6 protein-coding genes and 3 pseudogenes are annotated in these 13408 nt (G+C 45.3%); 6 read left to right on the top strand and 3 right to left on the bottom strand.

Going from position 1 to position 13408, the window contains the following annotated elements; translation table 11 throughout:
• Positions 1 to 643 precede the first annotated feature (643 nt).
• Positions 644 to 2455 (bottom strand): proline--tRNA ligase, encoded by a 1812-nt coding sequence (locus tag PN470_RS11580; RefSeq protein WP_272104567.1) that lies wholly within the window; start codon positions 2453 to 2455, stop codon positions 644 to 646.
• A gap of 686 nt (positions 2456 to 3141) precedes the next feature.
• A complete protein-coding gene (locus tag PN470_RS11575) occupies positions 3142 to 4851 on the bottom strand; it encodes a diaminopimelate decarboxylase family protein (protein WP_272104566.1) in 1710 nt (569 codons plus the stop codon).
• Positions 4852 to 5585: 734 nt separating this feature from the next.
• Between PN470_RS11575 and PN470_RS11570 the strand changes: the two are divergent.
• From PN470_RS11570 to PN470_RS11560, 3 genes and pseudogenes are all read left to right on the top strand, one after another.
• A pseudogene (locus PN470_RS11570) lies at positions 5586 to 5726 on the top strand (transposase); the annotation flags it as partial.
• 28 nt (positions 5727 to 5754) lie between these two features.
• A pseudogene (locus tag PN470_RS11565) lies at positions 5755 to 6232 on the top strand (hypothetical protein); the annotation flags it as partial.
• A gap of 495 nt (positions 6233 to 6727) precedes the next feature.
• A complete protein-coding gene (locus PN470_RS11560) occupies positions 6728 to 9448 on the top strand; it encodes a valine--tRNA ligase (RefSeq protein WP_002736991.1) in 2721 nt (906 codons plus the stop codon).
• A 170-nt stretch (positions 9449 to 9618) separates the two neighbouring features.
• On the opposite strand, the gene PN470_RS11555 is transcribed toward PN470_RS11560, so the two are convergent.
• Positions 9619 to 9741 carry a hypothetical protein gene (locus PN470_RS11555; RefSeq protein WP_002738230.1) on the bottom strand — a complete coding sequence of 41 codons (123 nt, stop codon included), beginning with the start codon at positions 9739 to 9741 and terminating at the stop codon, positions 9619 to 9621.
• 319 nt (positions 9742 to 10060) lie between these two features.
• Here PN470_RS11555 and PN470_RS11550 point away from each other — a divergent pair, with 319 nt between their 5' ends.
• The 3 genes and pseudogenes from PN470_RS11550 (at position 10061) to PN470_RS11540 (ending at position 13370) form a co-directional block, all read left to right on the top strand.
• Positions 10061 to 10210 carry a hypothetical protein gene (locus PN470_RS11550; RefSeq protein ID WP_002752187.1) on the top strand — a complete coding sequence of 50 codons (150 nt, stop codon included), beginning with the start codon at positions 10061 to 10063 and terminating at the stop codon, positions 10208 to 10210.
• 41 nt (positions 10211 to 10251) lie between these two features.
• A pseudogene (locus PN470_RS11545) lies at positions 10252 to 10432 on the top strand (hypothetical protein).
• A gap of 148 nt (positions 10433 to 10580) precedes the next feature.
• Positions 10581 to 13370, top strand: coding sequence for a beta strand repeat-containing protein (locus tag PN470_RS11540; protein WP_272104565.1), 2790 nt, complete (start codon positions 10581 to 10583; stop codon positions 13368 to 13370).
• Positions 13371 to 13408: the final 38 nt, after the last annotated feature.

The following is a 13408-nucleotide window of genomic DNA, read 5'->3' as shown; positions in this document are numbered from 1 at the left end:
GCATATTAGCGGCGGTTCATGTATCTCCAGAATTACGCGAAAAAATTCTGCAAGAAGGGTTTTATGTGGCTCGGATTCATGACCAAGTATTTGAATTAGATATTCCCGATAATTTTCAACCTCGACCTTATTAAAAATTTAAATGTAATCGCTCTATCTTGCCTAAAGGCAGCAACACTTTTTTCTTCATGAATCGGCAAAATTCAGTAAAATAGTAATAGACCAAATCAGAGAGAAAAAACTCTATGGCATATTAGTGTCCCTGGGTAAGCGCATCTTAACAATCCTTGACAAGATGAACTTTATGTGGGTTGCCTACCCAGACGACAATTCAGGCATATTTGAGTAGAATTTGCCATCTCAATTGTTAAGCAACAATCGACCAAATAGGTCGAGTTCGTAACTATTCTGATTGACTGGTGTCACTTGAAATGCCCACGCAAATCACAAAATTGGCCAATTGTCAATAGCCTTTGAGATGCCCTTACCCCAGTTTGGGTCTAGGTTTTAAAAATCCCACAAAAGAAGATTTATATCTCAAATCAGCAACGCTGGAAAAATTATTGCTATGACAGGAGGTACCCCGACTCATATTCGCTCATCAAATACATAAACAAAGAAAATTATCTGTATATTTAATCACTTAATCAGAAGCATTTACCTTTGAAATAGCAGTTTTTAAATAGGAAACCACCTCATTAATTACTACTTCTGATGCTTTTTTACTGGCTCTTTCGACTAATTCCACCTTACCCGATTTGAGAGATTTACCCGTGACAATGCGATAGGGAATCCCAATTAAATCCGCATCTTTGAACTTAACTCCCGCACGTTCATTCCGGTCATCCAACAGGGTTTCAATGCCCGCTTGATTTAACTCATTGTATAAACTTTCGGCGGTTTTTACCTGCTCGGCATCGGCTAAATTAGGAATAACCACAATCGCTTGATAGGGGGCAATAGCTACGGGCCAAATAATGCCATCTTTGTCGTAGGATTGTTCTACGGCTGCCTGGGCCAAACGGGATACTCCTATACCATAACAACCCATACAAATGGGGGTAGATTCTCCCGCTTCATTAGTATAAAAAGCATTCATAGCTTGAGAATATTTATAGCCCAATTGGAAGATATGACCAACTTCAATTCCTCTAGCACTTTGCAAGGTTTGATTAGGATCATGAATAGCTCGATCGCCTACCCGGGCTTTGCGTAGATCGATGATTAATTCTGGTAAGATAAAATCTTTACCCCAATTGGCTCCCACTACATGAAATCCGGTTTCATTAGCACCAGTGATAAAGTTTTCTAAGTCTATCACTGTGTTGTCTGCTATGCGTAAAAACTTAGGAGCTATATCGCTGGCTTTTTTGAGTAAATTATCTTCTAAGTCGGGAGCAATATAACCTAAAGGTAAAGGTTTAGTTGCCCATTTCTGTTGAGCGGCAGCATCGGGTATTTTTAAAGCCAAAATTGTTTTAGCATTGTAACAGCTCGCCTGTCTAACTAATTCATTTTGTAGTTTAACTTCATTAACCTCTTGATCGCCGCGAATATGCAGTAAAACTAAAACAGTTATGCCGCTATCATAAAGCACTTCGTAGAGAACATTTTTGACGATAGCGGTGGCGGAACAATCAAGAAATTTAGCTAAACTTTCGATCGTGTTGGTGTTAGGAGTCTCTTTTTTAGCAAACTTTTTAAAGGGAGAAGCCACTTTATCTGCTGGCAAAGAAACGGCTTTTTCTACATTAGCCGCATACTTTTCATCGGCAGTAAATAAAACCTCATCTTCTCCAGCATCAGCTAAGACCATAAATTCTTGGGATGCGGAACCACCAATCGCTCCAGAATCCGCTTCTACTGCCCGAAAAGCTAACCCACAACGGCGGAAAATATTGCGGTAAGCTATATCCATCGCTTGATAGGTTTTCTTTAAACATTCCTCGTCAAGATTGAAAGAATAGGCATCTTTCATAATAAATTCCCGTCCCCGCATTAAACCAAAACGAGGGCGAATTTCATCGCGAAATTTAGTTTGAATCTGATATAAATTAACCGGTAATTGTCGATAGGAACGAATTAAATCACGAGCGACGGCAGTAATTACTTCTTCGTGAGTCGGTCCTAATCCTAACTCCCGGTTTTGCCTGTCCGTCAGGGCAAACATAATCCCTTCTGCTTTTGTGTAGGTGTCCCAACGGCCCGATTCTTGCCAGAGTTCCGCCGGTTGCAGTTGGGGAAGTAAACATTCTTGGGCGCCGGCTTTATTCATTTCTTCCCGGACTATCTGGGAGACTTTCTGCAAAACCCGCCACATCAGAGGTAAATAGGCGTAAATACCGCTGCCGATACGACGAATGTAACCGGCACGGACTAAGCATTTATGACTGGGGATTTCCGCCTCGGCTGGATCTTCCCGGAGGGTGACAAAAAGCTGTTGAGAGAGTCGCATCCTATCGATATCCTTTTGAACAGAAGACTTTCTATTATCTCATCAAAGGAGAGCGACTGCAATTATCAATTACTTGTGTTGACAAACAATAACAGCGATCAGTTTACCGATTCTCAGGTATTTCCCCTCATAACTTGAGACTGGTTGGAGAAGCATTGAACCTCGGTTGCAATTGCCTAACTCCCTTGTTCTCTACTCTAGGAAATATGAGCGTTCAGGTTGATCGCTGTTATCGCCGTTATCGAGACAGAATGGAACTTTAACAGGGTTTACTCCTTTGTGAACTTGACCTTATAACCTTGCCAGTTGATCTGTCAGGGAGGCTTTTCTCTTTAGCCTCAATTATTAATATAACATCGGATCGGAGCTAGAAGTCTTTCTCTTAATTAAAGTTTACATTGCCAGGGTCAAGGAAAAGCTTAGATGTTTTGACGCTTGACCGACCATAACTCTTATTATTCAAAAATTATGGCAGCAGTGACCTCAACAGTAGTCAAAGAAAGCGCAGAAGAATTAACTAACTCAACAGACCAAAGAAGCAATCACCGCTAGGGAAAAAGACAAACTGCCCCTAAAGCAAGAAAAAGCTCCCACCCTCAAGGTGATAGCTAAAAGTTGATGGCATCATAGAAACACAGTGCCAAGGTGCTTGTGTAAATATCGTGAGCAAGGCAACGAAAAGAACTTTATAAGATGAATCGGAACGATCCCTTAAACTTCCCGTTGCCGAGGTCCCAGTGAGACAGGTGAGTAGTATGCTTATCCACAGGGAGGCTTGATTTGGGCGCTATATATACAACCAGTCTCAACGGCTGGCTGGTACGAATTATCGTGTCTGACTTCAAATATGTTCTTGTTCCCCAAACTGAAACATCTTTGACCTGTTTGCCGACAAGATACAAAGCTGAAATTATTGTGGCATCCGAGGCGATGCGGACGGCGAATGGGATTGATATCGCCCCTAAAGAACTCTTCGCCTTCACCATGAACTGCAAAGTTCTTGGCGCTATGAGTTGGACTCTGGTAAATGCGTAGCCATCTGAAGATTCTCCCTGCTTGAGATAGTCACTGCTTAGTCTTTGAATGATATCGAGATCAATTTCATGATCTAGCACTTCTGAAGGGGGGTGCGTCGGCCTGGAAAATCCCAAGAAACTGTGATCGGCAAATACGTCCTCAGCAGCGTAAGCCGTTTCTATTTGACCCATTTCATCTATGGTTATATGCCCGGGCCCGTGAAACCCATTAAAGTGATTGCTTACTGAATAGCAATATGCTCCTGCGTGTTGGATTAACAATGGATCCCCACGACTCTGGCCTTCTAAATTGGTCGATGGTAGCAATATATCGCCGGCAAAACAAAGTGGCCCTCCAATAGCATCGTCCCCTTGAGTAGGCAGGGTGCGATGATTGCGATCGATAATTTGGTGGCTCCATGAGAGGAGAGTCACCTTGATTAGCTGGTCGGAGCCAACATCAACAATAGCCCAACGTCTGCCCCGCATCTGCTTAAGCTCGCGGATACGAGTCAACAAGGCGACGGCATTACCAACCAGTGCGTGTCCAGGCTCGACTATGTACTCAATACCGGGTAACAAGTGTTTCTTTAATGCTTCTGTGTACTCTGGGATTGTTGGAAACTGTTGCCCGTCATGGAAGTCAATGCCAAACCCACCGCCAAGATTTAGTTTTCTCATGCAATGATTCGAGCTGGCTTCGATTAAGTTTTTCAAATGATGAATAAACTGAACCGAATTATTAAATGCCGATACATTATCCATCTGAGTTCCAATATGGATATGCAAGCCCGCTATAGGTAGTTTGCAACTGGCCAGAGCATCTGGCAATTCCTCGGATGGGATGCCAAACTTACTGTTAGGCGAGGCGTGAGAAACCAGATCCTGCCAATCAGTATTGTGGAAATATTCCACCGGTTTTTCTGGGTTAACTCGAACCAGCAAGCTCCCACTCCAATCCTTGCCATAAAGCTTATGTTGAAGGTCATCTAATATAGCTTGAGAGTCAGCAACTACTGTTGAGCCTCCATCGAGGAGATCTACCATTAGCTGGTGGTCGGGCGCCGGACTGTTGTATGTGATCCGATTCAACGGGAATCCGCAAGAAAGGGCCAACTCAACTTCATATTCAGAAGAGCAGTCTGCGGAGCATCCCAGGGATGCCAGTTCATTCAGAATCGCCATCGACGGATTAGCCTTGATCGGGTAGGCAACCTGAGATGGACTGCCGACAAGCTCCACAAAGTGGGACAGGTTCCGACGAAGCTGACCGACGTTCAGTATGTAGAGAGGAGACCCATGGCGTTTTGCTATCTCCTCGATGTCAATTGATCGCGTCCAAGTTTCCATAATCCCTTCTATAATCTCGCTTTTGTCCAACGCCTAGCATCACCCGCAAACAGCGATCAGTTGATCGATTCTCAGGTATTTCCCCCCACTACTTGGGACTGGTTGGAGAAGCATTGAACCCTAGCTGCAATTGCCTAACTCCCTTGTTCTCTACTCTAGGAAATATGAGCGTTCAGGTTGATCGCTGTTATCGTCGTTATGCCACCCTATCGAACCATACCAAGTAAGGAAGAACCTTTTTTTTTAGCTTCAATTATTAATGTAACATCGGATCGGAGCTAGAAGTCTTTCTCTATAATCAAAGTTTACATTACTAGGATTAAGGAGAGGCCTAGATGTTTTGACGCTTGACGATAATTACCCTCAGTTCGGTATCAGAAAAGGAGGGGGTGGTAGCCTGAAAAAATACAAACGATTCAGCACCCCCGTTCTACATTAGCCGAGTCCCGCCCTCTCGAACCGGTCATCGAGTTTTTCGCCACGCTCTGACGTAATATGAAAAATCACTTAGCGATGGCGTACTGCTAGGCAGTGGCTTCGACATTGCAATCAACTTATGGAACAGGGTCAGACGGAAGGCGATGTTAGTCCAAAATTATTTATTTTGAATTACCATTGTTGCACAAGTAATTATATTTTCTAAATTGTTATACTCATATCTTTGTTTTTCAATATAATTATCAAATAAATAATTTTTATCTGGATATTTTATCGCTAAGTCTTGGCATTTTTGTTTAAGATAATTGAATTGCATTCATACTCATCATTTTGATAACCGAACAACCCAGAGAACAGTTGAAGGAATTAACAATAAACTCAATGTGATTAAAAGGAGAGGCTGTGGATTTAGAAACTTTAAAAACTTTAGTCTTAGATATTTATTAAATTGGCATTTTGCTAGTTGATTTTATATGGTAAGTTCGGAAAAACTAGAAAAATGAAAGACAAGGGTTTGAAAATCTGCGAAGACTTCTTAAAGTAGAAAGAAAGGGTAGTCGCCGGGATAAAACTTATGAAGAAACAGCTTACTATATCAGCGGTCACTGAGCCTTTACATTGAGCTTGTCGAAATGTGTCGAAGTGTAGCCTAACCGAATCCGCTCAAGTATTTGCCAAAATTATTCGCGGTCACTGAGCTTTTACATTGAGCTTTTACATTGAGCTTGTCGAAATGTGTCGAAATGTGTCGAAGTGAGGACATTGGAAAATAAAAAATCAGTTACATTGGGTAAAAGATGTAATTTTTGAGGAAGATAAAAGCCAGATCAGGGATTTTCAAGCGGCAAGCAATTGGTCAATTCTCACAACTATAGGATTGAATCTTTTCAGAGGTTTGGGTTTTCTCTCAATAACAGAGGGACAAAGGTGGTTAGCTGAACGTTGGGAAAAACTGATAGTTTTATCGACGTAAGAAGTAAGCAGAAAAATTAGCTAAATTAACAGGATGTACTCTCAGACAATTTCAAGAGAGATAGGCTTTTAGTGGCTTGATAACAAGCTTTATCAATCTATTCATAATAAATATTAGCAGAGGATTAAAGATTAATTGTTGTGACTAACTCTTTTAGTTAGAGAAAGATAAACTTGAGAATCTTCAGTCAAATTTATTAACTCAAAATCAGCTGTACTTAATTTAAATGAATCAACCCTACCTTAATAAGGGGGCATCTGAAAGTTTTTAATACCTACCTACCCATTGATTGACTCCCTCAATTGATTATAGCAATTATTATACTGATGAAATGCAAAATAATTACCAGAAATTAGCTATGTTTACCCAAGGAAAAGATAACAGCTATCTTAATAAGACTCTTGAAATTTTTTACCCAGCAACTAAACAGGAATTTGATCTCTCCCAAATGTGGGACAATTGACAAAGAACTAAGAATTGTAGAATCCCCCCATCATGACCTCGGAACTATCGAAGCAATACGATCCCAAGATCACAGAAACGAAATGGCAGCAATATTGGGAAAATCAAGAGATATTTACAGCAAACCCCGAAAAAGGCGGCGAAACCTACTGTATAGTCATCCCCCCTCCCAATGTTACCGGTAGTCTCCACATGGGTCACGCTTTCGAGAGTGCCTTGATTGATACACTTGTTCGCTACAAGCGCATGACCGGCAAAAATACCCTCTGGCTGCCAGGTACGGATCACGCTAGTATTGCAGTACAAGCTATACTCGATCGCCAATTAAAAGCCGAAAAAACCGACCGTTATCAACTAGGAAGGGAAAAATTCCTCGAACGCGCTTGGCAATGGAAAGAGGAGTCAGGTAGTACCATTGTTAATCAACTGCGACGCTTGGGGGTATCCGTCGATTGGACGCGGGAACGTTTCACCATGGATGAGGGACTTTCCCATGCTGTCCGTACTGCTTTTATCAAACTCTATGAGGACGGATTAATCTATCGCGGTCAATACTTAGTTAACTGGTGTCCGGAATCCCGGTCGGCCGTTTCCGATTTAGAGGTGGAAAACAAGGACATTGAGGGAAATCTCTGGTATTTTCGCTATCCTCTCAGCGATGGTAGTGGTTATCTTCAAGTAGCCACCACAAGGCCCGAAACCATGCTCGGTGATACTGGTGTCGCTGTCAACCCGCAAGACCCCCGTTATCGCCATTTAATCGGCAAAACCGTCACTTTACCGATAATGGGGCGAGAAATCCCGATTATTGCCGATGAATTAGTGGATCCCCAATTCGGTACTGGTTGCGTCAAAGTTACGCCGGCCCACGATCCCAAGGATTTTGAGATGGGTAAACGCCATAATTTAGCCTTTATTAATATCATGAATTTAGACGGCAGTTTAAACGAAAATGCCGGAATATTCGCGGGTCAAGATCGTTTTGTTGCCCGCAAAAATGTCGTTAAAAAACTCGATGAAGACGGTTTTTTAGTTAAGATTGAAGCCTATCGCCATAGCGTCCCCTATAGCGATCGAGGTAAAGTTCCCGTGGAACCCCTTTTATCTACCCAATGGTTCGTTAAAATTGAACCTTTAGCCACAAAAGCTTTAACCTGTTTAGATCAGGAAAACTCGCCCCGTTTTGTGCCAGAAAGATGGACAAAAGTTTATCGCGATTGGTTAGTTAAACTCAAAGATTGGTGTATTTCTCGACAACTATGGTGGGGTCATCAAATTCCCGCTTGGTATATTATCAGTGAAACCAATAACGAAATTACTAACCATACTCCCTTCGTTGTTGCCTGGGATGAAACCTCCGCTTTAGCCAAGGCCAAACAAGAGTATGGAGAGGATATAATTATTCAACAAGACCCCGATGTTTTAGATACTTGGTTTTCCTCGGGATTGTGGCCATTTTCAACTATGGGATGGCCAGAAAAAACCCTTGATCTAGACACTTATTATCCCACCACAACCCTCGTCACCGGTTTTGATATTATCTTTTTCTGGGTGGCTAGAATGACGATGATGGCGGGCTATTTTACGCGACAAATGCCTTTTAAAGATGTCTATATTCACGGTTTAGTTAGGGATGAAAACGGCAAAAAGATGTCTAAATCTGCCAATAACGGCATCGATCCCCTAATTTTAATTGATAAATATGGAACCGATGCTTTACGATATACCTTAATTCGAGAAGTTGCAGGAGCAGGACAGGATATCAGTCTGCAATATAACCGTAAAACCGATGAATCGGAATCCGTAGAAGCTGCCCGAAATTTTGCCAATAAAATTTGGAATGCTTCCCGTTTTGTGATGATGAATCTGGAGGGAAAAACTCCAGAAGAATTGGGAGAACCAGCTTTAGAAAATTTAGAATTAGCCGATCGCTGGATTTTATCTCGTTATCATCAAACAGTGCAAAAAACTAGAGATTATCTAGAAAATTATGGCATGGGAGAAGCGGCAAAAGGTCTATACGAATTTATCTGGCGCGATTTCTGTGATTGGTATATCGAGTTAGTGAAAACTCGTTTATGGAAGGATAAAGAATCGGTTTCCTGCGCTACAGCCCGGCAAACTTTGGCTTTTATCTTGGCAGGAACATTAAAATTATTACATCCCTTTATGCCCCATATTACCGAGGAAATTTGGCATAATTTAACCCAAGAAAATCAGCAGGTTTTGGCTTTAGAAACCTATCCAATAGCCGATAGTTCTCTGATCGATCTAGACTTAGAAAATACTTTTGAGTTATTAATAGAAAGTATTCGGGTGTTGCGTAATTTGCGGGCCGAAGCGGGGATTAAACCGGGGGCAACGATTACGGCAATTTTACAGACAGAAAACAGCCAAGAATTAGCTATTTTGCAACGCGGACAAGTGTACTTAAAGGACTTGGCCAAGATCGAAAACTTAATTTTGACGACCAAATTAACCGAGGAAGTCAATCAAGCGATCGCTGGTGTTGTCGCTACGGTAGAAATCCTCATCCCCCTGTCCGGATTGGTTGATATATCTGTATTGGCCGGGAAATTAGCGAAAAATTTAGCTAAAGTAGAAGGGGAAATTAAGAGTTTGAGCGATCGCCTGAATAAACCTAGCTTTGTCGAAAAAGCTCCAGAAGCTTTAATCCAAAAAACGAAGCAAGCTTTAGCAGAGTCCGAAAAACAAGCCCAAATTCTCCAAGAACGCTTAAAACGTCTGCAGTAGTGCTTTTGTACTACCTAAGTCCAGTGGGCTAGAGCAAAGCTACTGCGATCGAGATTATCCCTTAATCCATTGACTTAGTTGTTCAAGTAGTTGAAGTTAAAGGAGAGGGGCTAACCTAGGGATGACTTTGGGGAACTTAAGCATCTCATAAACTTGCTCCTCTTAACTCCCTATCTAACTCGGACTCCTTGTCCAGCAAGTCTTTCAGGAGTTTTCTGCACCACTGGGTCAATTAAGTTAGCAATTTCAAATTCCGGCTCAATAACAATAAAGCTAACCTTGACTCGCTGCATCTACGACCAAAACCTTATTTTTTTCTGTCACATTTCTAAATAAACAATCAAAATGATGATCAACAAGGATACAGTCCTTTCTGGACAACAATTAAATATTTGTTCAGCGATTTGATTGAATAATTTTTCCTTTACAAAAATACAAGAATTATTATAAAGATTTAGATAAACAAGAAAAAATATAAAGTCTTATGGAGATTATTCAAGAATTATCTCAAAAGTCAACAATTGATGAGATTCTGGCCAGATAATGGCGATGGAGGGGTGAATCAACCTGATCCGAAAAAGAGATTGTTGTCGAGAGTCGGAGGGAAAAGCAATGAATATCAAGGATACATTACACAATTTTGTCCAGTACCTAACAGAGGCTTTCGCTCGCATTTTTAGTCCCAACAATGATGAATATCCCGATGTGGGGATGCAGCCTTTTGATTCTGAACCTTACCATGCTCCCAAGGGTAATTCTTAACTATAGCGATCCTAAATTATTTTTGCTCTTCGGTTTGTGTTATGCAATGGACGGGGGTTATAAAGGATGAAACCCTTATAGAAAAAGACATTACCGCAATTTTTGTCAATTGTTTGCGATCTGGAGCGAACTAATCAATTAAATCTCTTGCCAGATAAGAATTTAGTCGATTTATACCCCCCTATCGAACCATACCAAGTAACGAAAAACCAGATACTGTAAGATCAAACTAATTCACTTTGAGTGTCCACAATCGGTCAGTCGAGTCTGACCCCAATCGGGGGCTTAGACCATTTTTTGGATGGCCCCATTTGGCTTTCAGGACTGGCACCGGCGCGTCAACGCAAACAACAAATTTGGAGAAAAGATTATGCCTACGCGAACCATCAATGGCAACAACAGCGGCAATACGATCAACGTCCTCGACGACACAGGCGGCTATAAGGTCACCGGGTCGGGATTCACCATCTCCCCTGGGGGGTCACCTCCATTCACCGACACCGATCTGGTGATCAACACCTTGGACGCCACCGGCGGCACCGACGTCGTCAATCTGTCCGGCTTGACCACAAACTCCGGTGTCAGCTTCACCAGCATCACCATCAACGGCGGCGGCGGCACCCAGAACGTTACCGGCAGCGGCTTCGCCGAGACGATCAGCACTGGTATTAGCAACGACGCCATCAATGCCGGCGCGGGCGATGACACTCTCATAGGCGGCGACGGTGCCGATAGCATGGATGGGGGCGATGGCAGCGACACCTACAACATCGCTGGCTTACAGCTGGGCGGCGACACCTTCAACGACACGGGCACCAGTGGCAGCGACACCATCAACGTCACCGGCGCCCTGTCCACTTCCCTTTCCTTCGGCGTCGCGGGGACGAACTACTCCCTCATCAACGGGTCTCTGCCGACCTCAGCCGGCGCGACCTATCAGGGCATCGAGACCTTCAAAGGCAACAATTTTGCCATCAACGGCACCAACAACGGCAGCGACATCTTCGACCTCTCCGGGTTCAGCAGCGCCACCGGGGTGGGCGCGATCAACACCTTTAATGCCACCGGCGGCACCGACTACGTCAACGTCTCCACTGCGGATGCTGGGGTGACCATCAACGGCGGCGGCGGCACCCAGATCGTCGTCGGCAGCAGCTTCGCCGATACGATCAGCACTGGTAGCGGCAACGACAGCATCAATGCCGGCGCGGGCAATGACACCATCACCGGCGGCGACGGTGCCGATAGCATGGACGGGGGCGACGGCGACGACACCTTCAACATCGCTGGCTTACAGCTGGGCGGCGACACCATCATCGGCGGCACCGGCAACGACACGATCAGGAACACGGGTGCTGGTGCGCTGAGCATATCTTCATTCGGCCCGTCGGGCAGCGGCACCACCGCCACCTATTCCAGCATCGAGACCCTGGACGGCAACAATCAGGCCATCAACGGCAGCAACGCCACCAACGAGGTGGTCAACCTCAGCCTGATCGGCCAGCTGCTGAACGTCACCGGCGTCAGCATGGCTGACGGTGCCGACACGGTTTGGACGGCGGCGAGCCACAGCGGCCAAGTCACCGTCTATGACGGCGGCGGTAGCGGTTCCACCCCACAAGACACCATCAATCTGGTGTTGACTCCCCTGCAGCTTGGGGCTTTCAGTGTCGGCGATATCGGGTCGCTCAACACTTACGTTGCTGCTCCCACGGGTAAGACCCTCGCGCCCAGTGGAGGCACCATCAATATCGCGAGCCTCCAGTTCAAGGCTCAAAACTTCGAGTCGGCCACAGCCAACGTGCTAGATGATGGCCAGGTTTACAACATCACCGATTGCTTGATCCCGATCAACAATGTGGTGGTGATGACCACGGCTAGTTATACGGATGTAGCCGGGAAAAGTAGCCTCATTGTGGGCACCGCAGCGAACAACACGATTCAGGCTGGTGATGGACAAGACTTGGTGTTTGGCCTTGCCGGAAACGACTCCATTACCGGAGGTGCGGATGAAGACTGCCTATTTGGCGGTGCGGGAGACGATACCTTCTTCGCCAACCTGAGCGAGGCTGAGTTTGACAACCTGCAAGGCGGGTCGGGGACAGACACTTTACAACGCACCACCACCGGCGGCCAGGGCAATCTGGTGCTGAACCAATTCTTGGCCACCAACGGCATCGAGCGGGTCAACCTGGATGCGGGCGGCCAAAATCGCGGGATTGATGGCAACGCGAATGGCAATGTGCTTGATTTCAGTGCCACCACCTTTCTCTCTAACGGCGTCAGTGGTTTAGGCGGAGACGACAGCATTACTGCCACCAACGCCTCGGCTCGCACCTATAATGGCGATGCCGGCAATGACACCCTGAACGGTGGTACACAGAATGACACCCTGAATGGTGGTGTCGACAATGACTCCATCTCCGGTGGCGGCGGGAACGACACCATCAAGGGGGGTGCGGGTGTTGACAGTCTGATTGGCGGCATTGGCGACGATACCTTCCTCGCCAACCTGAACGAGGCTGAGTTTGACACCCTGCAAGGCGGGTCAGGTATCGACACCTTGCAGCGAACCACAGATGGCGGCCAAGGCAATCTGGTGCTGAATCAATTCTTGGCCACCAACGGCATCGAGCGGGTCAACCTGGATGCGGGTGGTTCCAACCGAAACATCGATGGCAACGCCAGCGACAACATCCTCGACTTCAGCGCCACAACCTTGCTCTCTGGCAGCGTCTTCGGACAAGGCGGGAACGACACCATTACTGCCACCAACGCCTCGGCTCGCACCTATAATGGCGATGCCGGCAATGACATCCTGAACGGTGGTACACAGAATGATATCCTGAACGGTGGTGCCGACAATGACACTCTGGTTGGCGGCCTCGGCAATGACTCCCTAACTGGGGGGATCGGCAATGACACGTTCCGCTTCGCAAGTGGTTTCGGTAACGATGTCATCACTGACTTCAGTGGGGGTGGTGCTGACAAGATTGACTTGTCTGCCTTTGGTCTCGGCGGCATCGGGGCTTTGACGATTACTGTCGGCCCTGGTGCTGGTAACGACATCATTACGAGTCCTTCTACTCCAGGCTTCGGTCAGATTACCCTTGTAGGATTTGCGGGCACGTTAACTGCTAGTGACTTCATCTTTACTTGAAAGAGGGTATAGGGTGTGGGGTGTGGGCTTCGGCCGTG

This window comes from Microcystis sp. CS-574, assembly GCF_028329095.1.
GTDB lineage: Bacteria > Cyanobacteriota > Cyanobacteriia > Cyanobacteriales > Microcystaceae > Microcystis > Microcystis ichthyoblabe_A.
This window is presented reverse-complemented; position numbering and strand designations above follow the sequence as displayed.